The sequence below is a fragment of the Streptomyces sp. NPDC092296 genome (genome assembly GCF_044755465.1).
GTDB lineage: Bacteria > Actinomycetota > Actinomycetes > Streptomycetales > Streptomycetaceae > Peterkaempfera.
This window is the reverse complement of the sequence record NZ_JBIVRB010000016.1, coordinates 90,770-115,103: the sequence shown is the minus strand read 5'-3', so window position 1 is coordinate 115,103 and position 24,334 is coordinate 90,770. Positions and strand designations below refer to the sequence as shown.

The 24,334-nt window shown below is 71.8% G+C and carries 19 protein-coding genes; 7 read left to right on the top strand and 12 right to left on the bottom strand.

Annotated elements, in window-relative coordinates:
* Window positions 1-4 precede the first annotated feature (4 nt).
* Window positions 5-1,297, bottom strand: a complete 1,293-nt coding sequence (locus tag ACIQGZ_RS25645; RefSeq protein WP_402605972.1) for an extracellular solute-binding protein — start codon at window positions 1,295-1,297, stop codon at window positions 5-7.
* 869 nt (window positions 1,298-2,166) lie between these two features.
* Here ACIQGZ_RS25645 and ACIQGZ_RS25640 point away from each other — a divergent pair.
* Window positions 2,167-2,496 carry a hypothetical protein gene (locus ACIQGZ_RS25640; protein ID WP_402605969.1) on the top strand — a complete coding sequence of 110 codons (330 nt, stop codon included), beginning with the start codon at window positions 2,167-2,169 and terminating at the stop codon, window positions 2,494-2,496.
* Between the two features lie 519 nt (window positions 2,497-3,015).
* Complete coding sequence (locus tag ACIQGZ_RS25635) at window positions 3,016-3,804, top strand: class I SAM-dependent methyltransferase (RefSeq protein ID WP_402605966.1); 789 nt, start codon at window positions 3,016-3,018, stop codon at window positions 3,802-3,804.
* Between the two features lie 125 nt (window positions 3,805-3,929).
* Here ACIQGZ_RS25635 and ACIQGZ_RS25630 read toward each other — a convergent pair whose 3' ends face one another.
* The 5 genes from ACIQGZ_RS25630 to ACIQGZ_RS25610 form a co-directional block, all read right to left on the bottom strand.
* Window positions 3,930-5,345 carry an aspartate ammonia-lyase gene (locus tag ACIQGZ_RS25630; RefSeq protein WP_402605963.1) on the bottom strand — a complete coding sequence of 472 codons (1,416 nt, stop codon included), beginning with the start codon at window positions 5,343-5,345 and terminating at the stop codon, window positions 3,930-3,932.
* A 217-nt stretch (window positions 5,346-5,562) separates the two neighbouring features.
* Window positions 5,563-6,732, bottom strand: coding sequence for a M20 family metallopeptidase (locus tag ACIQGZ_RS25625; protein ID WP_402605960.1), 1,170 nt, complete (start codon window positions 6,730-6,732; stop codon window positions 5,563-5,565).
* Window positions 6,729-7,406, bottom strand: coding sequence for a DUF1028 domain-containing protein (locus ACIQGZ_RS25620; protein ID WP_402605957.1), 678 nt, complete (start codon window positions 7,404-7,406; stop codon window positions 6,729-6,731). The genes ACIQGZ_RS25625 and ACIQGZ_RS25620 overlap by 4 nt, the downstream gene beginning before the upstream one ends.
* A 33-nt stretch (window positions 7,407-7,439) precedes the next feature.
* Window positions 7,440-8,897 (bottom strand): 4-hydroxyphenylacetate 3-hydroxylase family protein, encoded by a 1,458-nt coding sequence (locus ACIQGZ_RS25615; RefSeq protein WP_402605954.1) that lies wholly within the window; start codon window positions 8,895-8,897, stop codon window positions 7,440-7,442.
* The gene (locus ACIQGZ_RS25610) at window positions 8,894-9,493 is read right to left on the bottom strand and encodes a flavin reductase family protein (protein WP_402605951.1); all 600 of its coding nucleotides are present in this window, start codon (window positions 9,491-9,493) and stop codon (window positions 8,894-8,896) included. Before ACIQGZ_RS25610 ends, ACIQGZ_RS25615 begins: the two co-directional genes overlap by 4 nt.
* 142 nt (window positions 9,494-9,635) lie before the next feature.
* On the opposite strand from ACIQGZ_RS25610, the gene ACIQGZ_RS25605 reads away from it, so the two are divergent.
* From ACIQGZ_RS25605 to ACIQGZ_RS25595, 3 genes are all read left to right on the top strand, one after another.
* Window positions 9,636-10,562: a LysR family transcriptional regulator gene (locus ACIQGZ_RS25605; protein ID WP_402605948.1), complete on the top strand. Its 927-nt coding sequence runs from the start codon at window positions 9,636-9,638 to the stop codon at window positions 10,560-10,562.
* Window positions 10,563-10,656: 94 nt separating this feature from the next.
* On the top strand, window positions 10,657-11,802 hold the full coding sequence (locus ACIQGZ_RS25600) for a M20 family metallopeptidase (protein ID WP_402605945.1): 1,146 nt from the start codon (window positions 10,657-10,659) through the stop codon (window positions 11,800-11,802).
* A 104-nt stretch (window positions 11,803-11,906) separates the two neighbouring features.
* A complete protein-coding gene (locus tag ACIQGZ_RS25595) occupies window positions 11,907-13,334 on the top strand; it encodes an amino acid permease (RefSeq protein ID WP_402605942.1) in 1,428 nt (475 codons plus the stop codon).
* 179 nt (window positions 13,335-13,513) lie between these two features.
* Here ACIQGZ_RS25595 and ACIQGZ_RS25590 read toward each other — a convergent pair whose 3' ends face one another.
* From ACIQGZ_RS25590 to ACIQGZ_RS25580, 3 genes are all read right to left on the bottom strand, one after another.
* Window positions 13,514-14,854, bottom strand: a complete 1,341-nt coding sequence (locus ACIQGZ_RS25590) for an MFS transporter (RefSeq protein ID WP_402605939.1) — start codon at window positions 14,852-14,854, stop codon at window positions 13,514-13,516.
* A 54-nt stretch (window positions 14,855-14,908) separates the two neighbouring features.
* Entirely contained in the window at window positions 14,909-16,546 is a 1,638-nt protein-coding gene (locus ACIQGZ_RS25585; protein ID WP_402605936.1) for an amidohydrolase, read from the bottom strand.
* 163 nt (window positions 16,547-16,709) lie between these two features.
* On the bottom strand, window positions 16,710-17,648 hold the full coding sequence (locus ACIQGZ_RS25580; RefSeq protein WP_402605933.1) for an Lrp/AsnC family transcriptional regulator: 939 nt from the start codon (window positions 17,646-17,648) through the stop codon (window positions 16,710-16,712).
* Between the two features lie 209 nt (window positions 17,649-17,857).
* Here ACIQGZ_RS25580 and ACIQGZ_RS25575 point away from each other — a divergent pair, with 209 nt between their 5' ends.
* Window positions 17,858-18,823, top strand: coding sequence for a C-terminal binding protein (locus tag ACIQGZ_RS25575; protein ID WP_402605930.1), 966 nt, complete (start codon window positions 17,858-17,860; stop codon window positions 18,821-18,823).
* A complete protein-coding gene (locus tag ACIQGZ_RS25570) occupies window positions 18,820-19,611 on the top strand; it encodes a class II aldolase/adducin family protein (RefSeq protein ID WP_402605927.1) in 792 nt (263 codons plus the stop codon). Before ACIQGZ_RS25575 ends, ACIQGZ_RS25570 begins: the two co-directional genes overlap by 4 nt.
* Before the next feature lie 317 nt (window positions 19,612-19,928).
* Here ACIQGZ_RS25570 and ACIQGZ_RS25565 read toward each other — a convergent pair whose 3' ends face one another.
* From ACIQGZ_RS25565 to ACIQGZ_RS25555, 3 genes are all read right to left on the bottom strand, one after another.
* Window positions 19,929-20,819 carry a siderophore-interacting protein gene (locus tag ACIQGZ_RS25565; protein WP_402605924.1) on the bottom strand — a complete coding sequence of 297 codons (891 nt, stop codon included), beginning with the start codon at window positions 20,817-20,819 and terminating at the stop codon, window positions 19,929-19,931.
* Between the two features lie 73 nt (window positions 20,820-20,892).
* A complete protein-coding gene (locus ACIQGZ_RS25560; RefSeq protein ID WP_402605921.1) occupies window positions 20,893-22,686 on the bottom strand; it encodes an ABC transporter ATP-binding protein in 1,794 nt (597 codons plus the stop codon).
* Window positions 22,683-24,332 carry an ABC transporter transmembrane domain-containing protein gene (locus ACIQGZ_RS25555; protein ID WP_402605918.1) on the bottom strand — a complete coding sequence of 550 codons (1,650 nt, stop codon included), beginning with the start codon at window positions 24,330-24,332 and terminating at the stop codon, window positions 22,683-22,685. The genes ACIQGZ_RS25560 and ACIQGZ_RS25555 overlap by 4 nt, the downstream gene beginning before the upstream one ends.
* Window positions 24,333-24,334 lie beyond the last annotated feature (2 nt).

Below are 24,334 nucleotides of genomic sequence, written 5' to 3'. Positions count from 1 at the left end.
TTACTCAGCCCTTCGCGGCAGCGGCGTTGGTGTCCTTGGCGATGTCGGCTGCGGTGCCCTTGCCGGCCAGCAGGTTCACGACGGCGGCGTTCATGGCGTTGCCGACGTTCTGCCCGTACTCGGTGTCAAGGAACATCATGGAGTAGGCGGCCTTGTTGAAGGCATCCAGCGCCGAGACGTTGTAGGGCTCGGTGACGACCGCCTGGGCCTCCTTGTTCACCGGGATCGAGACGAAGGCCTTGGCGTAGGCCTCCTGCTGGTCCTTGGTCACCAGGAACTGGAGGAACTCAAGGGCCTCCTTCGGCGCGTTCTTGGACAGCGAGTATCCGTCAAGGCCGCCCATGATGGCGGTCGGGTCGCCCTGGCCACCGGCCACAGCGGGGAAGGGGAACCAGCCCAGGTCGGGCAGCGGCTTCTGATCGGGGGTCAGGCTGCCGATCACCCCGGGGTCCCAGTTGCCCATGAGCTCCATGCCCGCCTTGTGATTCGCGAGCATGCCCGCCGACGACCCGGCACCCTGCTGCGCCGAGGTCGTCAGGAAACCCTTCTGGAAGGGGTCGACCTTCAGGAACGCAGCCAGGTCGTCGCCCGCCTTGGTCCAACACGGGTCGGTGAACTTGAGCGACTTGGCAGCCTGCGTCATGGCGTCCTGGCTGCACTCGCGCAGGGCGAAGTTGTAGTACCAGTGCGCAGCCGGCCAGGCGTCCTTGGCACCGACCGCGATCGGCGCGACCTTGATCGCCTTCAGCTTCGCGACAGCGTCCTGGAGCTCGTCCATCGTCGTCGGCGTCGCGGTGATGCCGGCCTGCTTGAACAGGTCCTTGCTGTAGTAGATGCCCTCGGGCTGCGTGTCGAGCGGCATCGCGTAGACCTTGCCGTCGATCGAATAGCCGGCGAGACCTGCCGCGCCCGCATTCGCCTTGTCGGTGTCGGTGAGCTTCAGCTCCTGAAGCTCGCCGGCGTCGACCATGGCCCGCATCTTGCCGCCACCGCGCTGCAGGAAGATGTCCGGCGCGGAGTTCGAGTTGAGCGCGGTCTGGAGCTTGCCGTCCAGGTCTTCGTTCTGGATCACCTGGACCTTGATCGTGATGTTCGGGTGCAGCGTGTGGTACGTCGCCGCGACATCCGTCCAGTACTTCGCACCGGGGCCGGGCTGCGCGTTCTCCCAGAGGGTCAGCGTGACCTTGCCACCGGACGAACCGCTGCCGCCACCGCTGCTGCCGGCGCAACCGGTGGCAGCAAGTGCGATGCCCAAGCCGATCGCGACAGCCGTCGCGCCGCGGGTCTTTCTCGCCATCGTGGAAACTCCGTGATCTGTTGTCATTGACACAATTGCTGGGAATAGTTCGTGTGCGTCATGCCCTGACGGGCACCAAGGATCTCGTACATGCGCCGGCCTGGGCGTTCAAGCGGCAGGCCGGTCGCGGCAACGGCGAGGGCCGGGGACGTGCGCGAAGTCGTGACGATCACTGCAACCCTTGCTCTCCTGCTCCGGGCATGCGCGGGTGGACGTACCAGGTGGACGGGCGCGACCGTACGGGGTCGTCTCCGTTACCGGGAGGCTTCGATCGCTGGAGAGTATGCGCTCGTCAGAGGGGCAGTCAACGATTCATTTCCGAAAGTTGGTCGAAACTTATAACGGTTCGGCACGCCCGTGCATCGAAAGATTTCGAGGCGGCCGACCCATCGTGCTCGTTCACTGCCGGCGCCGACTGATCGCGTGCCCGCGATGTCGCTTTAATTGTGATTCGTCGCTGATCGTGACTGCCTGGCCGGCTGTCTATTGGCCCTGTTTGTTCCGAGTGGTCGCGGGCGGGGCATTTGCGTGCCGCGGAGACCACGCCGCTGCTCCAGCGGGCGAGCGCTGAAGCCGCCCGATGGGGCGACGACTCCTTCCTGTTCGGGCCGACGTACGCGCTGCTCGGCCGGTCGTGCGCCCCCTGTGGCGACGCGGGCGGAGCCGCCCGCGCTCTGCCCGAGGCCGGCCGCTGGGACGCCGCCCACGCGGCCCGTGAGCGCGCGCTCCGCTGCCATGCCGAGGCCCCCGGCCGGACCAGGTCGCGGCCATGCGGTGGCCGGGCTGTGGCAGTCCGCACGGCTGACCATGCAGGCCGAAGGCCCCGCCGGGCTGTCACGGCCCTGGAACGGCCGGCGGGGGCCGCGTCCGTGTGGGAGAAGGCGGAGGCCGACGGTGGCCCCAGCGCCTCCTGGTTCCACACCGGCGCCCTCCACGACGAGCGGGCCCGCGTCCTCGCCCCGGCCGGGTGCCTGGAGGGGGCGCCGCCCGCTGCGGAACTCGCCGTCACCGCGTACGAGGCGGGCGGCAACGCGGACGTGGAGCGGCCCAGGGGCGAGGCGGCCCGGTTCGCCGCAGTCATCGAGGGCGGCTCTCTCGGCAGGACCGACACCGCCCGCACCCGCCTGGCCGCCGCGATCCAGCGCCGCGAGCGGGCCCGGGGAGGCCGACGCGGCCGAGACCCTCTCGGCGCCCGGTGACCGTCTCCCGGAGCCGGGAGCCCGAGCGGGGGAGGGCCGTCGGGTGTCCGAGCCGTACCGGTGTCAGACCGGCTTCGCCACCATGGGATTCATCCGCGAACCCTCGGACGCGCCTGCCGGCATGCCGCAGGCGGCGCCGTCGTCGATGCGCACGGTGCGCGAAGGGCAGCGTCCCCGTCGGCCTCGGCACGGCGATCGGTGAGTACTCCGGTCCCCTGTGGTGAGCTGTGGAGCCGAGGGCGTGCTGAGCCGCCGTCCGCCGTGGCGGCGCTGTGCCGTGGCTTGGTGCACTCTGCGCCGGTTCGACCAGCCAGGAGTACGCCCGGAGCGAGGATTTGATGAGGCGGCGGCTTTCGGGGATGATCACGTCGACGGGTTCGCTGCCGTCGGGCTGCTCAGCTGCCTTGTGCGGGAGCGGTCGGCTCGGTGTCGGCGGCGATCGCGGACAGGAAGGCCAGAGCGAGCATGGCGACGGTATGAGTCCGGAACCGAACTGAGGCGGCATACGTCTCCAGCACCATGACTTCCGCAGAGCAGCAAGAGCACATGGAGCCCACCGGACTTGCCTCGCCGTCCGCCGGGACGGTGGATCCGCCGAAGGTCAACGACTACGACAGCTTCGCCGAGGCGTACTCGGCCGAGAACGAGACCAGCCTCGTCAACGCCTATTACGAGCGGCCCACGATGCTGGCCCTCGCCGGAGACGTGGCCGGGCGGCGGGTCCTCGATGCCGGCTGCGGCTCCGGGCCGTTGTCCGCGGCCCTGCGCGACCGTGGCGCCCTGGTGAGCGGCTTCGACGCGAGTTCCGGGATGCTGGAGCTGGCCCGGCGCCGGCTCGGGGGCGGTGCGGACCTGCGGGTGGCCGACCTGGGCAGTCCACTTCCCTACCCGGACGACACCTTCGACGATGTGGTCGCGTCGCTGGTGCTGCACTACCTGGAGGACTGGGGGCCGGCCCTGGCCGAGCTGCGGCGCGTGCTCAAGCCCGGCGGTCGGCTGATCGCATCCGTCGAGCATCCCTTCGCGATCCACCTCATGCACTGCCTGGCCGGCCGCGAGGCCGACCACAGCTACTTCGACACCACCAACTGGACCGAAGAGTGGCACATCGGCGGCCAGACCCCGCTGATGAGCATCTGGCACAGGCCGCTGCACGCGATGGTCGAGGCATTCACCGGGGCAGGCTTCCGGATCACGGTCATCAGCGAGCCGGACCCGGATCCGGCCGCCCGCGAGCTGTTCCCCGACGAGATCGCGGCCAAGCCGCGCTTCCTGTGCTTCCTTTTCTTTGTCCTGCAAGCCGACTGACTCCAGGTGCAGCGCATGCCGACCAGGACGGGCTTGCCGCCCCCGCGCGGCACCGGGCAGGGCCTCGGTGCCGGCGGGGGCGGCTGATCGCCTCGCCGGTGAAACGCTCAGTCAGCTCAGTCAGCTCAGGCGCCGCCCGCCCCGCCCGCGCCCACGAGCCGGGCGGGGTCGCCGAGCAGGGCGAGCAGGGTCGCGTCGTCCAGCAGACGCTGGACCCGGATCTCCTCGACCACGCTGGTTCCGTTGTGCAGGGCCGCCTGGGCGACCTCGGTCGCCCGGTGGTACCCCAGGTGCGGCACCAGCGCGGTCACCAGCCCGATCGACTGCTCGACGGTCGCCCGCAGCCGGTCCCGGTCGGCGGTGATGCCCTGCACGCATCGGGTGGCCAGCAGCCGGCAGGCGGCCGTCAGCTCCGCCAGCCCCTGGAACAGGCAGCGGGCGATGACCGGTTCGAAGGCGTTCAGCTGGAGCTGCCCCCCTTCGGCCGCCATCGACACCGTGACGTCGTTGCCGACCACGGAGAAGGCGACCTGGTTCACCATCTCCGCGATCACCGGGTTCACCTTGCCCGGCATGATGCTCGACCCCGCCTGCACCGGAGGCAGCGTGATCTCGGCCAGGCCGGCCCGTGGACCCGAGGACAGCAGCCGCAGATCACTGGCCACCTTGGACAGCTTCACCGCGATCCGCTTGAGCACGCCGGAGAGCTGCACCAGCCCGCCCACGTCCTGGGTGGCCTCCACCAGGTCCGCGGCGGACCGCAGCGGCCGGCCGGTGAGCGTCGCCAGGTGCCGGGTGGCCAGCCGGGCGTAGTCGGGATGGGCGTTCATCCCGGTGCCGATCGCGGTGCCGCCCAGGTTGACCTCCAGCAGCAGCGCCTGGGCCTCGCGCAGACGCTGCCGGTCCTCGGCCAGCATGACCGCGAAGGTGCCGAACTCCTGGCCCAGGGTCATCGGCACCGCGTCCTGCAACTGGGTCCGGCCCATCTTGAGGAACCCGGCGAACTCCGTCGCCTTGGCACGGAAGGCGCGCTCCAGCAGGGCCATCGCGGCGAGCAGGTCGTCCGCCGCCTCGCCGAGCCCCACCCGCAGCGCGGTGGGGTAGGCATCGTTGGTGCTCTGACCGAGGTTGACGTGGGCGTGCGGGTCGAGATGGCGGTAGTCGCCGCGCGGACGGCCCAGGATCTCCAGGGCCCGGTTGGCGATCACCTCGTTGGCGTTCATGTTGGTCGAGGTGCCGGCCCCGCCCTGGACCACATCGACCACGAACTCCTCGTGCAGGTCGCCCTTGCGGATCTCCTCGCAGGCTCCGGCGATGGCCTGCGCGCGGGCCTCGTCGAGCAGCCCGAGGTCCCGGTTGGCGAGCGCGGCCGCCTGCTTGACGGCGGCGAGCGCGCTCACCAGGTGCGGGAACCGGGAGATCGGCGTGCCCGACACCGGGAAGTTCTCCAGGGCTCGGGCGGTGTGGATGCCCCAGTACGCGCCGTGGGGCACATCGAAGGAGCCGATCAGGTCGCGTTCACTGCGAAACGCCGTCGTCATGCCGCCCTGCCTCTCCGTGCGCGGGCCGGCCGCCCGCGTCGATCGGTGTTCGCGGGTGCACGGCCGGCCCGCTCTCGGTCCTCGGACGATTCGTGAGGTCCCGCCGCCCGCGACGCGGTCGGGCCGGGGACGGCGTCCCGCGCGCCCGCCCCGTACGACCGACCGCGCACAGCACTGCCCGCACTGCCCGCACCGGCCGCGCAGCCCGCGCCCGGCATCACTTTGCCTCCCGGTCGGCGAGCAGGCGGGCGCGCAGGTCGTCGCGGGTGGCGAGGTCGAGGCAGGTCCACGCCATGGCGAGGGCGCCGTCCAGGACGGCCCGGTCGGCCGCCGGGCCGACGCAGTGCGCGGCGAACTCCTTCTGGTGGTTGACCGCCGGAAGCGAGTCGATGCCCAGGTAGGGATGGATGGCGGGCACCCGGTACGAGACGTTGCCCATGTCCGTCGAGGCGCGGTTCATCCGGGACGCCGCGCTGGGCTCGGGGAACTCGCGGCCCAGCGCGGTGGCGTTGCCGACATAGAGCGCGAGCAGGTCCTCGTCGGTGACGAAGTCGGCGTAGGGCGGGCTCTCCGGCTCGATCTCCAGTCGGCAGCCCGTCGCGAGCGCGCCGGCCTCGAAGCACTTGTTCACCCGGGTCTCCAGTCCCGCGAGGTCGTCCAGGTTCTGGGCCCGGACGTACCAGCGGCCCTCGGTCAGTTCGGGAATCGCATTGGGCGCCTCACCGCCCCGGGTGACGATGCCGTGCACCCGCGTTCCGGCGTCCAGGTGCTGGCGCAGCAGCCCGATCGCCGTCTGTGCGACGGTGAAGGCGTCCGCGGCGTTGCGCCCCCGCTCGGGATAGGCCGCCGCGTGGGAGGCCCGCCCGTGGTAGCGGATCTTGTTGTGTGCGACCGCGAACGGCTCCGCTCGGGCCACGTCCAGCGGGCCGGGGTGGATCATCATGGCGGCGTGCACACCGTCGAACCCGCCACGGTCCAGCAGCAGGATCTTCCCCCCGCCGCCCTCCTCGGCCGGGGTGCCGAGCACGGTGACCGTCAGCCCGGCGTCGTCCGCGAGCTCGGCCAGCACCCCGGCGGCGCCGACCGCCGCAGCGGCGATGATGTTGTGGCCGCACGCGTGTCCCAGTCCGGGCAGCGCGTCGTACTCGGCGCAGATCGCGACATTGAGCGGGCCGCTGCCGATCCGGGCCCGAAGGGCGGTCGGCAGCCCGCAGAACTCCGGCTCGACGGTGTAGCCGAGGCCGTTCAGCTCCTCGGCCGTCCACCGCGCCGCACGATGCTCCTCCCAGGCCACCTCGGGATGGGCGTGCAGGCGATGGGACAGCCGCAGCATCCGGGGGGACAGCTCGGGCAGCCGGGCTGCCGCCCGCTCCTTGAGCGTGCTCACAGGTCGCCCGGAACGCCGTAGCTGGGCGCTTCGGAGGGGCGCAGCGCCCGGGAGAGGTAGTCCTGCTTCTCCTCGGCCCACCGCTTCCACAGCTGTTCGAGCTCGCCCATCGGGTCCTCGTCCGCCCAGTCGACCCGCAGGTCGGTGACCGGCCAGCTCACCTCGTGCACGACGACCAGACCCGCCGAGTGCTCCGGCCCCTCCTCGCCGCCGGCGTCCCGGCCGGCGAGCAGGCCGGCCAGCAGCCGCTCCTCGAACGCGGCACCGGCGGCCTGCTCGTAGCCGGCCAGCATGGCGTCCACCACGCCGGGGTCCGACAGCAGGTTGCCCGCCGCCACCACGCCGTCGCCCTCGACGGTCCGGTGGGTGCCCAGCGTGCCGTCACCGGAGAACGCCGCGGTGCGGCCCTGCGCGTCCACCACCGTCAGCTGGCGGTAGCGGATGTGCTCCTCCGACGCGACGGCCGCCGCCATCGCCTGGGTCGCGTCGACCCCTTCCGCCAGCAGCCGCAGCAGTCGCGGACCGAGCGCGGGGTTGGTGACGTTCTGTGAGGCGGCGACACCGACGCCGCTACGGACGTGGGCGCAGCGGGCGGCGACCGCGGGGCTCGACGAGGTGACCGCGACGCCGAACGCGCCGGTGGCTCTGTCGCGGGCTACCAGGGAAAACGTCATGGGTGATCCTCACTGTGCTGGGGTGCGATGCGGTCAGCGCGACGCGTCGACCTTGTCGGACAGCTCGGCCGCCGCCTTGACCAGGTCCAGCGGGCCGCTGAAGTCGAAGGTGCGGTACACCGCGCCGAGCTGCGCGAACGGCGGGGACTGCGCGAACAGCTGGAACGTCAGCCGGTGGCCGGCGTAGTCGCTGTTGAGCAGGTCGCGGGCGAAGGCGAGCAGCCGGCGCCGGTCCTCGGCCACCCAGTTCTCGTTCACGGTGTAGTACTTCTCCAGCCACGGGGCGACCTCGGGGTCCTCGAAGGTCGCCGTGTCCGGGGTGATGCAGATCTGGCCGCCGCACAGCTCGCGGGCCGTGTGCATCATGACCGGGAGCTGGGACAGCGCGACCACGCGGCCGGTGTAGAGGAGCGACTGGTTGGGCATCAGCAGGCCGCCGGGGCTCGGCTCGGCCATCGCGATCGCGGCGGTGAGATGCGCGTTGACCGTCTCGCGGTAGCACGCCAGCTGGGCCAGCTTCTCCTGGACGGCCGGCTGCTTCTCCAGCCCGGTCTGCTTCACGTTCCACAGCGCGGCGCCGATCATCAGGTCCGCCAGGTGCAGCGTGCGCTGGACGAAGGGGAAGGCGCTGTACCGGTGCAGCGTCGCGCGGATGAAGGAGGCGGCGCGGGTGTGCCGGTAGAACAGCACGTCCTCCCAGGGGATCTCGACGTTGTCGAAGATCACCAGCGACTCGACCTCGTCCACCCGGTTCGCCAGCGGGTAGTCGCTCGCCGGGGCGCGGCCGGCGAAGCCGTTGCGGCTGACGAACTTCAGGCCCGGCGAGCCCATGTCCAGTACGAAGCCGACCGCGTAGTCGGACAGCTCCTCGTTGCCCCAGTTGGCGATGGTCGGTTTGGTGAAGGCCTGGTTGGCGTAGGCCGCCGCCGTCTCGTACTTGGCGCCGCGGACCACGATCCCGTTGTCGGTCTCCCGCACCACGTGCAGCAGCATGTCCGGGTCCTGGTCCTTGGGCGCCTTGGACCGGTCGCCCTTGGGGTCGGTGTTGGCCGAGACGTGGAACGGGTCCGCGGTGACGGCGGCCGCGATGTGCCGCCGGATGTTCTCGGAGAAGCGCGGGTCGACCTCGTTGAGGACGTCCTGGCCGTCGTAGAGGGACCACATCTCACCGATGGTCTCGTCGCCGACGCGGGTGACGACCCCGCCTGCGGCCCGCTGCACCAGTTCGACCGCGGCCCGCTTGTCGTGCCAGTCCTGCTGAGTGCGGGGGAGCCTGTTGGCGATCGCGTTGAGCTCGCCGGTCTCGTCGTCCCGGTAGGTCATCCGGGCCTGGGTCGCCTCTTCGTGCGCCAGATCGTGGATGCGGGCCCGGACGTCGACGATCGGCTTGAACATGGGGTGCCGGGTGACGTCCTCGACCTTCTCCCCGTCCACCCAGACCTGCCGGCCGTCCCTGATGGACTCGCGGTACTCGTCGCCGGTGCGGATCATCGTGCCATCCTCTGCTCATCTCGGTGGACCGGGCCGGACCCGGGAAAGGCGGGGAACGTCGACGGCGGGAACGTCTCGGGCTGCGCGTACCGCCGGTCGCTGTAGACGAGCGGCGTGCCACCGGCCACGGTGACGTCGCGGATCACGCCGACGTAGATGTGGTGGGTGCCGACGGTGAGCACGGTGTGCAGCACGCAGTCGAAGGACGCGACGGCGTCCGCGATCCGCGGCGCCCCCGACGCCGTCCGCGCCCACTCGCCGCAGGTGAAGTCCCACTTCTGCTTGCCCGGCCACGGGCGGCCCGCGAAGGTGTCCGCGACGTGGTCGTGCTGCTTGCCCAGCACGCTGACCGCGAATGACCCGTGCGTCTGGATCGCCTCGTTCATCGGGCTCCGCTGGTTCACGCACACCAGAAGGCTCGGGGGTTCCTCGGACACCGAACACATCGCGCTCACCGTCTGCGCGAACCGGCCCAGCGGGCCGTCGGTGGCGACCAGGGTGACGCCGGTGGCCGCGGCCCCCATGGCCGCTCGGAACCGGGCCTTGGGAACCGGTGCGACCGTGGCGCTCTGCGAGTCTGACTCGGGACCTGACACGACTCCGCCTCCTTCGGGGAAAGTGCCGTGCTGACTTGCCGAGAAGTATGTGAGCGGACCAAGCCATAGGACCAACAGAACTTTCTGTGGACAGCATTCGGTTTTGCTTATACCTTCGCCGGGTCGAGAGGACCGGGTGAGCATGCACGAGATCAGTTTTCGTCAGCTTGAGTACTTCGTGGCCGCCGCCGAGACGGGCAGCGTCACCGCCGCCGCCGCGAAGGTGCACCTGACGCAGTCGGCGGTCTCCACCTCACTGGCCGAGCTGGAGGAGAACCTCGGCGTGCAGCTGTTCCTCCGGCACGCCCGCGGACTGAAGCTGACCGCACCGGGGCGGCAGGCGCTGACGGACGCGCGGCGGCTGCTGTCCGGTGTGGACGGACTGCGCGACTCCGCGCGCGAGGTGCAGTCGTCGCTGTCCGGCACCCTGGTCGTGGGCTGCTACAGCACCCTGGCGGCGGTGCTGCTTCCCCGGGTCATCGCTGACTTCGTCGCGAAGTACCCGGAGGTGGACCTCGGCTTCATCGAGGGTTCCGACCAGTTCCTCGCGGGCCAACTGCGCAGCGTGAGCTGCGACATCGCGCTGATGTACGAGGGGGACGAGTTCAGGCTGGCGAAGGACCTGCGGATGACGGCGCTGTACGCCGCCGAGCCCTACGTCCTGCTGCCGGCGGACCACCCCCTGGCCGCCCAGGACGGCGTCAGTGTGGCGGACCTGGCCACCGAGCCGATGATCCTCTTCGACCTCCCGCCGGGCGCCACCTACTTCCTGTCGCTGTTCAGGCACGAGAACGTGACGCCGAACGTCCGCTACCGAGCGTCGAACTTCGAGATGGTCCGCTCGCTGGTCGCCCACGGCCTCGGCTATTCGGTGCTGACCCAGCACCCCGGAATCTCGATCAGCTACGACGGGATCGAACTCGTCACCCGGCCGTTGAGCCCGCGACGGCCCGGACTCACCATCGGCATCGTGCGCCTGGCCGACCTGGCACCCAGCCGGCGTGCCGTCGCGTTCGCCGAGCAGTGCGCGGAGACGCTCGGCGGAGCCATCGATTCCTTCGATGGGTGATTTCAAATAATTCTGTTTGTTCTAACTCCGCGCTTCCTGGCTGAATGACCTGCACTCCAGCTCACCCACCTCAGCCGGACGGAGACTCAAGTCCATGTCGAACCGGGATCTCGAACTTCTGATGCAGACGTTGGCCATCGATTCCACCTGGGGCCGGGAGCAGGAGCTCGCGGAGTTCATCGCCGACCAGCTCCGCCAGTGGGGCGCGGACGAGGTGGGCCTCGTGGAGTCGATGCCGGGCCGGCCCAGCGTCGGCGCGCGGATCAAGGGTACCGGGGGCGGCAGGTCGCTGATCCTCAACGGCCACCTGGACATCTACGAGGTCTCCGGGGACTGGGACACCGACCCCTTCGCCCCCTATGTCGCGGACGACAGGATCTACGGTGCCGGGATCGCCGACATGAAGGCCGCCACCACGGCCTCGCTCGCGGTGATGCGCCGGGTCCTGGAATCCGGCACCCGGCCGCGCGGCGACCTTGTCTTCCAGGGCGTGTCCTGCCACTTCGAAGGCGGGGTCGGCACGCGGTCCCTGATCGACGCCGGCTTCACCGCCGACGCGGCCATCTGCGGCGAACCGACGGACAACACCATCGGCGCGGTGCACCGCGGCGCGGCCTACCTGGAGATCACGACCTACGGCAAGCAGGCGCACACCGCGGGCAAGCACCTGGGACTCAACGCGATCGAGACGATGGAGCCGATCCTGGCCGCCCTGCGCGAGCTGGAGGGCTCCCTGCCCTATGAGCCCCACCCGGAGCTTCCCGGCGGACCGATCCTCAACATCGGCACCATCCGGGGCGGCACCAAGCACAACCAGGTCCCCGACCGCTGCACGATCTCGCTGGACCTGCGGCTCCTGCCGTCCCAGGACCCCTACGAGGTCCGGCAGCAGGTCATCGCCATGATCGGGAAGCTGAGCGCCGACGACCCCCGGATCAAGGCGACGGTCGAGTTCAGCCCGCACTGGCTGAGCGGGCCGCGTCTGCCGTACGAGATCGACACCGAGGCCCCCATCGCCCGCGCCGTGGCGGACGCGGTGCGCTCCGCCGGCGGGGACCCGGCGTTCCGCGGCATCCAGTTCTGGACCGACATGGTCCCCCTCAAGCAGGCCGGTATCGACGCGGTCAACATCGGTCCGGGCACGCCCCCTTACAGCTGGGCGAACGAATGGGTCGAGACGAGCAAGTACCTGGAGATCGTCGAGGTCTACGCGGCCGCCGCCCACGCCTGGTGCCGCTGAAACGTGCTGCCCGCGACGCCCGGTGCTCCTGATCGGAGCACCTGTGAAGACGGCTCCCACTTACTCCTCTCCCTCGTCGTACTCGAAGAAGAACGAGGTCCACCGTGGCAACGACCAGTGACAGACCGGCTTCGACCGTTCCACCCGAGGAAGCACCCGCCCCCGGCGGCGAACTCAAGAGGTCGCTGAAGAACCGGCACCTGACGATGATCGCGCTCGGCGGCATCATCGGGGCCGGGCTCTTCGTCGGCTCCGGTGCGGTGATCAACCAGACCGGCCCCGCCGCAGTGCTGAGCTACGCCGCCAGCGGCATCCTGATGATCTTTGTGATGCGGGCCATCGGTGAGATGGCCGTACTGCGGCCGTCCGCCGGCTCGGTGGCCAACTTCGCCCGGCACGGGCTCGGCAACTGGGCCGGATTCACCATCGGCTGGCTGTACTGGTACTTCTGGGTTGTCGTGGCGGCCATCGAGGCCGTCGCCGGCGCCGGGATACTCGGGGGCTACCTGCCCTCGGTGCCCACCTGGCTGCTCTGTCTGGGCCTGATGCTGGTGATGACCGCCATCAACCTGCTGTCGGTGAAGGCGTACGGCGAGTCGGAGTTCTGGCTCGCCTCCATCAAGATCGTCGCCATCATCTTCTTCGCCTGCGTCGCGGTGGTCTTCCTCTGCGGCGGCACCGGCAGGCGCAGCCCGGGTCTCAGCCACCTGTTCGGCTCCGGTGGCTTCTTCCCGATGGGCGTCACGGCCGCGGTGATCGGCAGTGTGACCGTGCTGTTCTCCATGGGCGGCGCGGAGATCGCCACCATCGCGGCCGCCGAGTCGGAGAAGCCCGCCGAGTACGCCGCCAAGGCGACGAAGCAGGTGATGTACCGGGTCTTCACCTTCTACGTGCTGTCGGTGCTGCTGATCGTGTGCATCGTGCCGTGGGACTTCTCGTTCTCCGGCAAGATCATCAAGAGTCCGTTCGCGGTCGCCCTGGACGCTGCGGGCGTCCCCTACACGTCCGTCATGATGCAGGTGGTCGTCCTGACCGCGGTGCTCAGCTCGCTCAACTCCTGCCTCTACATCACCTCGCGCATGCTGCTCACCCTGGCCGAGCAGGGCGAGGCCCCGAAGTTCCTCGCCACGGTCAACCACCGCGGCGTACCGGTCCGGGCGATCCTCGCCGGGACGTCGATGGGCTACCTCGCCGTGGTCGCCAACTACTTCTTCCCGGAACGGGTGTTCCTGTTCCTCATCAACTCCTCCGGCGCCATCCAGCTCATCTACTACATCGTCCTGGTGGCGGCGCAGATCCGGCAGCGCAAGCGGGTCGAGCGCGACGGCAGCGAGCCGATCAAGCTGAAGATGTGGCTCTTCCCGTACCTGTCGTACGTGACCATCGCCTGGATGGCCGGGGTGCTCGCCGTCATGATCATCATGCCGGAGACCCGCCCCCAGGTGGGGCTGAGCTTCCTCAGCCTGGCCGTGGTACTGGCCGCCTACGGCTACCGGGTCCGGGCCCGGCGGCGGGTGGCACAGCCGGCCTGAGCCCGCGGTCTCCGGCCGACGGCCCACGCCCCGGCCTGGGGGACTGCGGTACTCCGGTTCTCCGGAGCCGGCGGCCGGTCGGCAAGCCGACCCGCAGCTCCAGTGCTGAGACAACCACGCCCGCACCCGCTGCCTGCCGTCGACGGCAGGCAGCGGGTGCGGGCGGGCGCTGCGGGGGGTCAGACGGCCGCCGGCAGCCGGTCGCCGCTCCGGGGGCCGCCGCCGGCGGCGGCCAGCGCGGCCTCCCGGCGGGCGCGCAGCCGGGAGATGGAGTAGATGCCGGCCACCGAGACCGCCATCAGCATCGCCGCGACCGGCCAGTAGCTGCCGCCCGCCGCTGCGGAGAGCGACGCGGCGATGAGCGGGGAGAACCCGCCGAAGACCAGGTTGCACACCTGGTACGACAGTGAGATGCCGGTGTAGCGGACCCGGGCGTCGAACCCTTCGGCCAGGATGGCGGCCATCGGCCCGTACAGCGCCGACATGGTGAACCGCATGACGACCATCGCGCCCCAGATCAGCAGGGTGCTGCGGGTGTGCAGGGCCAGGAACTGCGGCACCGCGAGCACCACCACCCCCGCGAGGCCGGCGATCACCACCGTGTGGGCGCCGATCCGGTCGCCCAGCCAGGAGAGCCACGGGGTGACCAGCAGCTCCACGAAGGCGGCCAGGGTGAGGCCGTTGAGCAGCATCGACTGCGAGACCTGGACGTGGTCGTCGGCGTAGGCGAGCAGATAGCTGGTGACCAGGTAGTAGCCCCCGGTCGCGGTGGCCAGTCCGAAGACGCCCAGCAGCACGGTGCGCCAGTCCTTGTGGAGCACCTCCACGATCGGCAGCCGGTCCTCGGCGGTCCGCTGCTCCTGGATCTGCGCCATGGCCGGGGACTCCTCCAGCCGCAGCCGGATCACCAGTCCGGCGATCACCAGCGCCGCCGACAGCAGGAAGGGCACCCGCCAGCCCCAGCTGTGGAAGGCGCTGCTGCCGAAGAGGTTCATCAGGCTGAAGGCGCCGGTGGACAGCAGCGCGCCGACCGAGGAGCCGAGCTGGGCGAAGGAGCCGAAGAAGGTGGCCTTGCCCTGGGGGGCGTTCTCCACCGCGACCAGGACCGCGCCGCCCCATTCGCCGCCGATGGCGATGCCCTGGACCAGGCGCAGCAGGATCAGCAGCGCGGGCGACCAGGCGCCGATCTGCGCGTAGGTGGGGAGCAGGCCGATGCAGAAGGACGCGACGCCCATCATCAGCAGTGTGGTGACCAGGGTCTTCTTGCGGCCGATCCGGTCGCCGATGTGGCCGAAGACGATGCCGCCGAGCGGCCGCAGCAGGAAGCCGACCGCGAAGGTGCCGAACGAGGAGAGGGTGCGCAGCAGCGGGGGCATGTCCGCGGGGAAGAACACGTCGTTGAAGACGATCGCGGCGGCGGTGGCGAAGGCGTAGAAGTCGTACCACTCGATCGAGGTGCCGACGAGGGCGGCGAGCGCCGCTCTTCGCGGGTTGGCAGCGCTGGGGCTGGGGCCGGCCATGGGGGCCTCCGGGCGGGGTGGGGGCGGGCTGGGGGAGAGGGGGAAGCGGCCGGGTCAGCGGCCGGCGGCGGACCAGGCGCGGCGGCCGCCCACCCAGGTCTCGCGGACGGTGATGGAGCGCAGCTCCTCGGCGGGGGTGTGCGCCGGGTCGGCGTCCAGGACGGTGAAGTCGGCCCAGGTGCCGGGGGCCAGCCGGCCGACCGAGTGCTCCAGGTGCAGGGCGCGGGCGGCGTCGGCGGTGTGGGCGCGCAGCCCGGCGGCGACCGGCAGCCGCAGCGAGGCGTCCCCGAGTACGGTGCCGAGGACCGTACGGCGGGTGGCGGCGGCGTACACGGCCTCCAGCGGCGCGGGCGGGGCGACCGGGGCGTCCGAGCTGAAGACCACCGGGACGCCGGCGTCGGCGCAGCGGCCGGCCGGGTTGTAGCGGTGGCCCAGGTCGCCGACGGCGGCCAGGGTGCCGTCGCCGGTGCGCAGGTGGTGCTGGGGCTGCATCACCGGGATGACGCCGAGGGAGGCCATCCGGTGGACCTGCTCGTCGGTGGGCAGGCCGCAGTGCTCGATGCGGTGCCGGGCGTCGGGGCGGTCCTGGTCGGCCTGGGCCTTCTCGACGGCGTCCAGCACCATGCCGATGGCGTGCGGGGACTGGGCGTGGGTGGCGGTCTGCAGTCCGGCGCGGTGGGCGCGGGCGACCAGCTCGGCGTACTCCTCGGCGGTGTGGTAGAGCTGCCCGTGGTGGCAGCAGTCGGCGGCGTACCCCTCGGGGAAGTAGGCGGTCCAGCCGCCGAGGGTGCCGTCGGCGTAGAACTTCACGCCCTGGACGCGGAAGAGGTCGTCGCCCAGCGTCCGGATCAGGCCGAGGTCCAGCGCGGTGTCCAGCAGGGCGGAGGTGAGGTAGGCCGAGACCCGCATCCGCAGCTCGCCCGCGTCGCGCAGCCGCAGGTAGGCGGCCATCTCGCGGCGGGACGCCTGGGCGTCGCCGACGGTGGTGACACCGGCGGCGAGGAAGACGTCCTGGGCGTGCCGCAGCTGGGCGGCGAGCACCGCCTCCGGCTCGTCGAGGTGGAAGTTGGGGCCGTGGTTGCCGATCTTGATGCCGTCCGGGCCGGTGATCAGGTCGCAGGCGGCGTCCCAGAGCTCGCCGTTGGGCTCGCCGTCCGCGAAGCGGCCGATCCGGCCGCCCTCGGGCTCGGCGGTGCCGGCGGTGATGCCGTGCAGCCGCAGCGAGGCGGAGTTGACGACGCCGCCGTGGCCGGAGGCGTTCATCACATAGACCTCGCGGTCCTCGCAGACGCGGTCCAGGTCGTGGCGGGTGGGGTGGCGGCGCTCGGCCAGCCGGCGGTGCTCGTAGCCGAAGGCGCGCAGCGGGACGCCCGCCGGCAGTTCGCGGGCGGCCTCGGTGAGCACCCGGACCAGGGTGTCGAGGTCCGGGACGCGCTCGGGGCGGACGTCGACCCAGGCCAGCGCCTGGCCGTACATCACCGGGTGGCAGTGGGCGTCGACGAAGCCGGGGTGGACGACGCCGCCGTCCAGGGCCAGCTCCTCGTCGACCCGGCCGAGGGCGGCGGCCGCGTCCTCCCGGGTGCCGACGTGCAGGACGCGGCCGCCGCGTACGGCCAGTGCCTCGGCCCGGGAGCCGTCGGGGGCGGCCACGGCGGCGCCGGTCACCAGCAGGGTGCGGTCGTTGTCGTGCATGGGTGTGCCTGCTTCCGTTCCAAGGGATGGCGACGCGCCCGCAGCGGACGTGCAGCGCGCGGACGTTTCGTTGGCGCAGACACTAAGCCGCAATCGTTTCGATCGCTAGACCTGAAAGCAAAGAACTTTTCGACCATCACCCATCCATGTCGCAGACGAAACGTCAGTGGCGCCCCATGGCGGCCGTACGCTGCACCCGCCGACCCAGGTCGTACCGCTCCTTGACCAGCTCCAGATGCAGCCAGCTCTCCACCGACCGCACCCCCGGGCAGGCCCGCACCGCCTCCAACGTGCGGCGTACGGCCACCAGCGACTCGGCGGTCACCGTCCCCACCAGGTCGGCCGAACCCATGCAGGCCGACAGGTAGGAGATCCGAGGCCAGGACGCGATCCGCTCCGCCGCCCCCGCCGCCGCGCCGTCCAGCCGCACCGCGAAACCGCACAGGAACCCCAGCCCGAGCAGTTCCGGACGCACCAGCGCCACCACCCGGGCCACCCCGCTGTCCATCAGCCGCAGCGTCCGGGCCCGGGTCGCCCCCGGCGACAGCCCCACCCGCTCCGCGAGGTCCGCGAACGGCAGCCGGCCGTCCAGCTGGAGGATGTCCAGCAACTGCCGGTCCACCTCGTCCAGCGCCCCGCCGACCGGAGCGGCGGGCATCAGATACGGGTCCTTGACCACCCGGGTGTAGACCTGCGCCCGCATCCCCTCCACCCCCGGCAGCGCGCGGACCCGGTCCAGCACCTCGGTCAGCGCCGGAAAGTCGGCCGCCCGCAGCTCCGCCACCACCGGCCGCCGCCCCGCCGTCAGGGTGACGAACGGCGCCTGCGGCAGCGCCGCCACCGCACGGGCGACCGGCTCGGCCTCGCCCCGTACGTCGATCGACACATGCCCCGAGGCGGTGACCCCCTGGACCGCCGGATGCACGATGGCCACCACCCGCAACGCCCCCGACTCCAGCAGCCGCTGCACCCGGGCCCGCACGGCGGGCCGCGACAGGCCGACCCGCTGCGCCAGCGTCTCGTACTGGAGCCGGCCGTCCGCCTGCAGCTCCCGCACGACCTCCCGGTCGACGTCGTCCAGTTCCGTACTCCCCAGATCCACCCCGAGGCTCCCTCTCGCTCGCCCGTCGACCCGGCGTCCGCCGACCCGCCCCCGCGTCCGCCGCACGCGCCGGACCCGGCCATTCTGCGCCATCCGACGCCCGATGCACGCTGCCGTCCGGATCGATCCAGAGCCACCCATGGACAAAAGGAAAGTCGAAACGTAGGTTTCAACCGCCAAGAACATCCGAACCATCTGTGGAGCAGTCCATGTCCCCACCCGTAGCCGTCTTCACCGACCTGGACGACCTCGACCCGGCACCCGGCGTCGCCCTGCTCACCGAAGCCGGCTTCGAGGTCCGGATCGCCGAAGGACCCGACCCGCAGTCCATCGTGCGGGCCGCCGCCGACGCGGTCGCCCTGCTCGTCGGCTACGCCCCCGTGGACGCCGCGCTGCTCGACCGGCTCCCGGCCGTACGCATCCTCGCCACGCTCTCCGCCGGCTACGACCACATCGACACCGAGGCCGCCCGAGCCCGCGGCATCTGGGTCTGCAACCTCCCCGACGCCGCCACCGAGGACGTCGCCGTCCACGCCCTCGCCTCCGCACTGGCCCTGGTCCGCCGCCTGCCCCAGGCCGACGCGGTGGTGCGCGGCGGCGGCTGGAACCAGGACTTCACCGAAGTGCCCCGCCGCGCCGGCGAACTGACCCTCGGCCTGGTCGGGCTCGGCCGGATCGGCAGCCGCCTCGCCGAGATCGCCGCACCGGTCTTCGGCACCGTCGCCGCCTACGACCCCCGCAGCCGCGCCGACCGCCCGGCCCGGGTGCGGCTGCTGACACTCGACCAGCTGATCGAGACCAGCGACGTACTCTCCCTGCACCTCCCGCTCACCGACACCACCCGGGGCCTGATCGGCCGCGCCGAGATCGCCCGGATGCCGCACGGCTCCCTCCTGGTCAACGTCTCCCGGGGCGGCCTCGTCGACCACGCCGCCCTGCTGGAGGCACTCGACGAGGGGCGCCTCGCCGGAGCGGCACTGGACGTCCTGCCGCAGGAGCCCCCCGCCCCCGACGACCCGCTGCGCACCCACCCCAGGCTGCTGCTCTCCCCGCACAGCGCCTTCCTCAGCGACGCCAGCCTGCGCGCCTACGTCGAACGGCCTGCGGCCAACGTCATCTCCTGGCACCGCACCGGCCGCCCGCTCACCCCCGTGACCGAAGGAGTCCCCGCATGACCGAGCCGCTGACCGACGACCGCCCCGGCACCGAGACCGCCGACGCGGCGCACGAGCTGCGGCTGCGGCGCGAACTGGCCGCCGTCTACCGGCTGGTGGCCCACTTCAGGATGACGGACCTCATCTTCACCCACATCTCCGTCCGCCTCCCCGGCCCCGACCACCACTTCCTGATCAACCCCTACGGGCTGCTCTTCGAGGAGATCACCGCCTCCAACCTGGTCAAGATCGACCTGGCCGGCAACGCCGTCGAGGAGACCCCGTACCGGGTCAACCCGGCCGGCTTCGTCATCCACAGCGCCATCCACGCCGCCCGCCCCGACGCCCACTGCGTCCTGCACACCCACACCAAGGCGGGCTGCGCCGTGGCCGCCCAGCGCGACGGGCTGCTGCCGCTCAACCAGATGTCCATGGAGTTCCACAACCGGGTGGGCTACCACGACTACGAGGGGATCGCCCTCAACCTCGACGAGCAGCAGCGGCTGGTGGCCGACCTCGGCGCCCACCCCGCGCTGATCCTGCGCAACCACGGACTGCTCACCGTCGGCGAAACCCCGGCCCAGGCGTTCCTGCGGATGTACTACCTGGAGAAGGCCTGCGAGATCCAGGTGACCGCCCAGGCGGGCGGCGCCCCGCTGACGGTGCCCTCTCCCGAGGTCTGCGAGTACACCGCCCAACAGCTCAGCGGCACCGCCGACGCCGACTTCCAGGACGACGACGCCTACGACCTGGCCTGGGCGGCCCTGCTGCGCCTGGTCGACCGGATCGCCCCCGACCACCGCGACTGACCCCGACCACCGCGACCGACCCCGACCACCGCGACTGACCCCGACCACCGCGACCGACCCCCGGCGACTCCCGGGACGGGGGAGGACCAGGCCGCAGCCGCGCTCCGCGAACCGCACCCGGAGAACCCGGCGTCGACGTGAAGCACGTCGAACCGAGCGGGCAGCCCGCGGAGCGCGGCCGGGACCAGCCGGGTCCAGCCGAGACCACCCGGTCCCCACATGCGGCGCGTCCGTGGCGAACAACGCGCCGACCCACCGGTCCGTCCGGGCTGCGGGGCGGCCCGCCGCCAGCGTCCCGCGACGGCGGATGAGTCCGCTCAGAGGCCCAGGCCGCTGAGGCGCTCCTCGTACGCGATGGTGAGGTCCTCGGGTTCGTCGGCGGTGTTCGCCCAGAGCGCTTCGAGTTCGGACCGCATGGCGGAGGGCAGCGCGTCATACCGTTCGGTCCAGGCGCCGGAGTCCGGCACCCAGTAGCCGACGACCTTGAACCGCTCCGTGGCAAGCCCCAGGTCCTTGCGCAGATACCTGCGCACCGACCGCAGCGCGGTGGTCTGCCCGGCGACCCACACATATCCGCCGGACATCTCCGTACCGGGCGGGATCGCGGCGCCCACGAGGTCGGCCAGCCGGCTCGGACCGTGTCCGTTGCCACCGAAGGCCCAGGTCACCGTGGTGTTCGGCCGGTCCGGCAGCGGCTGGACGGATGAGCGGTCGGGTACCTCGATGATCGCCCGCGTGGTGATGTGGTCCGGTGTGTCCTCCAGCAGCCGCGCGATCGCGGGCAGACCGGTCAGGTCGGCGACGAGTACCTGGCGGCGCAGGTCGGCGGGCGGGCGGTATAGCCCGGTCGGCGCGTTCAGGCCGATCACATCGCCTGGGCGGGCGGACGCGGCCCAGCCCGCCGCGACACCGTGGGCGTGCAGGACGAAATCGATGTCGATCTCCCCGGGCTCCGGGCGCACCGCCCGGACGGTGTAGGTGCGCATGGGGGCGGCGGGGCGTCCCTGCGGAGTCTGCCAGCCGTTCTCGGTGGGCGTGGGCAGGCAGAGGTCACCGCGGTCGGGCCCGTGGGGGAAGAACACGCGTACGTACTCGTCGCCGACGCCCGTCGAGGTGAACGCCGCGAGGTCACCGCCGTGGAGGGTGACGCGGATCATGGTCGCGCTGAGCGGCCGGACGCGGGCCACGACGGCTCGGTGGATCTCCATGGGCGCTGCTCCTTCTGGTGCTGGTGTCCTGATGTACTGGTGTGCTGGCGGGTGGTTGCGGGACGTCAGCGCGTCACGGCGGCCCCGCGCGGGTGTAGGCACGCCACAGGGCGGCGTACTCGCCGGCAGCGGACAGCAGCTGCCGGTGCGTGCCCTCTTCGGCCACCCGGCCGTCCTTGAGGAGGACGATGCGGTCCGCGTCGCGGGCCTGTTCGAGGCGGTGGGCGACGATCACGCCGGTGCGGCCCCGGGTGACCCGGCTGAGCGCTGCGCCGAGGAGCGCCCGCGTCTGGGGCCCGGACTCGGCCGTCGCCTCGTCAAGGACGACGACGGGAGGATCGGCGAGCAGCACCCGGGCCAGCGCGAGGTGCTGGACCGACCCGTCGTCCAGCAGCAGGCCGCCGGGACCGAGGAGGGTGTCGAGCCCGGACGCGAGGTCCAGCGCCCAGTCGGCGCCGACCTCGCGCAGCGCACGGCCGAGTTCGCTCTCGGTCGCGTCGGGCCTGGCGATCCGGAGGTTGTCCGCGAGGGTGCCGCCGAACAGGTGGACCTCCTGGGTGACCAGGTAGCTCGCCGTGGCTCCGTGGGGCGTGGCACCCCCGAGGGCGATCCGGCCGGCGGACGGCTGGGCCGTGCCCGCGATGAGGCGGGCCAGGGTGCTCTTGCCGGAGCCGCTGGCGCCGACGAGCGCGAGGCTGGTCCCTCCGGGGACGTGCAGGGAGACGTCCCGGATCGCGGGCCGCGTCCCGTCGTACGAGTAGGAGACCCCCACGACGTCGATCGCCGGCCGCCGTGGCGCCTCGACGGGGACGGCGGGCTCACCGCCGGCGGTCGCGGCGCCGCTGCCGGGGCGGCGGCCGAGGTCGATGACCCCGACCAGTCGGGCCAGTCCCACGGTGGCGCGCTGGATGTCGTCCAGGCTGCCCAGGAGCGCCCCGACGGGCCCGAAGAGACGGTGGAAGTACAGCGCGGCGGCCGTGGCGACGCCCAGGCTGATGGCACCGCTGCCCAGCAGCGCGAAACCGGTGGCGAGTACGGAGGCGAGGCCGAGGTACTCCGCCGCGTTGAGCCACCCGGTGAACCGGTTGCGCAGCCTGACCCCGTCGCGCTGCCGCTCGATGGCGCGCTCGCTCCGCTCCGCCAGGTCACGCAGGTGCTGCTCCTGCGTCCGGTACGCGAGGATCGTCTCGGCCCCGTGCACCGCTTCGATGACGGCCTGCCCGCGAGCGGACTCCAGACGGCGGACATCGCCGTACACCAGATGCGACCGGGCGAGGAACTGCCTGGTGGCGCACACGTGGATGGGCAGGCAGACCAGGCCGGCGAGCGCGAGGCGCGGGTCGAGCACCGCAAGGCCCAGCAGGGTCAGGACGATCGTGAAGCCCGCGCTGGTGACGTCGGGGAGCACCTCGGAGGCCGCCTCGGAGATCGCCTCGACATCGCGGGTGACCCGGGAGACGACATCCGAGCTGTCGGAGGCTTCCAGCGTGCTGACGGGGAGGTGGATCGCCGTCTCGAAGACGTCTTCCCGGAGATCGGCCAGGACGTCCTGGACGAGGACGACCAGCAGGCGCCCACCGGCGTAGGCGAGGGCGGCACTGGCGACCGCGATGAGTACGAGAGCGGCGCCGAGCAGCGTGATGCGGTCCCGTCCGGCCTGTTCCAGGACAGCGTCCACCATCCGTCCGAGGACCGGTGGTGCGGCGAGGGCGGTCGCGGTGCCGCCGAGCAGTACCAGCAGTGCCGCGCCGAGCCGCCCCCGGCGGCGGCCGAGTCGGCGCAGCACCTCCCGTCGTGCGCGGCGGGTGTCGGCGATCGGCAGTGTGCCGTGCGCGGAGTGCTCGGGGGCGGCTGCGAGGAGGGTCACCGGGGTGTTCCGTTCGGTGCGTCGCGGGTGTCCGAGAGGTCGATGACCCGGTGGCAGGCGGACAGCAGGATCTGACTGGTGGTGATCAGCAGGGTGGTCGCCGGCAGTCCTCGAAGGCCGTCGGCGATGCGCTGCTCGGTCACCGGATCGACGGCGGTGGCGGGTTCGTCGAGGGCGACGAGGCCGGCTCGGGTGTGCAGCGCCCTGGCGAGCAGCAGCCGCTGGCGCTGTCCTCCGGAGAGCCTGCGTCCGTGCTCACCGATGTCGGCCTGCTCACCGCCGAGGTGCGCCAGGACGTCGTCGAGCATCGCCGCCCGGATCACGGCGGGGTCGGTCGGACGTCCCGGCGCGGTCAGGTTCGCGCGCAGGCTGCCCGAGAACAGCGCGCCGTGATGAGGCGGCGCGGCGATGTGCGCCCGTACGCCGTCGGGGCCGAGGTCGACGGCATCGACGCCGCCGACCCGAAGTTCGCCCCGGCTCAGCGGGACGCGGTACCCGAGCCGGTCGCTGAGGTCCCGCGCGTGCGCCGGGTGCCGGGGGATGACGCCGACCAGGTCCCCCGGGCGCAGTTCGACGGGCTCGCGGTGTCCGGGCGGGTGCCAGTGGAAGGTCCCGTCCCGGCCCGGGAGCGCGGAGTCGGCGGAGGACGGGACCGGGTCGATCAGGGGCGGTTCGTCGATCAGCTCCCCGAGCCGCCGGGCGGAGGCGCGCTTGTGGATCCAGTTCGCGGCGAAGGTGCCGACATGGGCGAGCGAGCCTTGCAGATACTGGGCGAGCCCGAGGACGGTGACGAGTTGACCGGTCGTGAGGCGCCCGTCGAGCGCGAGGTATCCGGAGGCGGTGGTCAGCGCGGCGAGGAACACCCCGGACACCAGCAGGCTGAGGCTGGCGTAGCCCAGCACGGCACGCGACGCGGTGATCGCCCCCTGCCGTGACGCACCGCTCGCGGCCCGGTACCGCCTGGCGGCCTCGCCCTGGGCGTTCATGCCGATGACCACCCGCAGTCCGGTGATCATGTCGGTGGCCACACCGCTGGCCCTGGCCGCCGAATGCTGCTCGGCCAGCCCCCTGGCTTCGAGCGGCAGGGAGATCCGGCGCATGAGGACGAGCACCAGCACGGTGCCGGCGATCACGCCCAGGCCGAGCGGTACCGAGATGACCAGCAGCGCGGTCGACGCCGTCAGGATCGCGGTGATCGTGGACGCCTGCTGGACGACGCTCCAGGACACCCCGGCGACGCGGTAGGTGTCGGACGAGACCAGGGAGAGCGCCTCTCCGGGGCTGGGACGTCGTCGCAGCGCGTGCGGGTCCAGCAGCCTGGTCATCGCCCGCTGCCGCAGTTCGTGCTCACCGAAGCCGTAGACGGTCACCATCGCCGTCGACGCCCACTGGTACGAGAGCGACAGGGCGACGAAGACTACGGCGAGCGCGGCGAGCCACCCGAGCAGCGCCGACGGGTCCGCGGGCGCCAGTGCCCGGTCGATGACGACACCGATGAGGATCGGTACCAGGGCTTCGCCCAGCTCATGGACCATGAACGCCACGGTGGTGAACGCGAGCCGCTGCCCGCGCCCGCCACCGAACAACGCGACGCCGAAGAGCGCCGAGGCGGAGGCCGCCGGCCGGGCGCCGGTTCCGGTGGCCACTC

What these genes read in the sequence shown, in the direction of transcription:
- ACIQGZ_RS25645 (WP_402605972.1), bottom strand. Translation starts at nt 1,297, where the DNA reads ATGGCGAGAAAGACCCGCGGCGCGACGGCTGTCGCGATCGGCTTGGGC.
- ACIQGZ_RS25635 (WP_402605966.1), top strand. Translation starts at nt 3,016, where the DNA reads ATGACTTCCGCAGAGCAGCAAGAGCACATGGAGCCCACCGGACTTGCC.
- ACIQGZ_RS25630 (WP_402605963.1), bottom strand. Translation starts at nt 5,345, where the DNA reads ATGACGACGGCGTTTCGCAGTGAACGCGACCTGATCGGCTCCTTCGAT.
- ACIQGZ_RS25620 (WP_402605957.1), bottom strand. Translation starts at nt 7,406, where the DNA reads ATGACGTTTTCCCTGGTAGCCCGCGACAGAGCCACCGGCGCGTTCGGC.
- ACIQGZ_RS25615 (WP_402605954.1), bottom strand. Translation starts at nt 8,897, where the DNA reads ATGATCCGCACCGGCGACGAGTACCGCGAGTCCATCAGGGACGGCCGG.
- ACIQGZ_RS25605 (WP_402605948.1), top strand. Translation starts at nt 9,636, where the DNA reads ATGCACGAGATCAGTTTTCGTCAGCTTGAGTACTTCGTGGCCGCCGCC.
- ACIQGZ_RS25600 (WP_402605945.1), top strand. Translation starts at nt 10,657, where the DNA reads ATGTCGAACCGGGATCTCGAACTTCTGATGCAGACGTTGGCCATCGAT.
- ACIQGZ_RS25590 (WP_402605939.1), bottom strand. Translation starts at nt 14,854, where the DNA reads ATGGCCGGCCCCAGCCCCAGCGCTGCCAACCCGCGAAGAGCGGCGCTC.
- ACIQGZ_RS25585 (WP_402605936.1), bottom strand. Translation starts at nt 16,546, where the DNA reads ATGCACGACAACGACCGCACCCTGCTGGTGACCGGCGCCGCCGTGGCC.
- ACIQGZ_RS25575 (WP_402605930.1), top strand. Translation starts at nt 17,858, where the DNA reads ATGTCCCCACCCGTAGCCGTCTTCACCGACCTGGACGACCTCGACCCG.
- ACIQGZ_RS25570 (WP_402605927.1), top strand. Translation starts at nt 18,820, where the DNA reads ATGACCGAGCCGCTGACCGACGACCGCCCCGGCACCGAGACCGCCGAC.
- ACIQGZ_RS25565 (WP_402605924.1), bottom strand. Translation starts at nt 20,819, where the DNA reads ATGGAGATCCACCGAGCCGTCGTGGCCCGCGTCCGGCCGCTCAGCGCG.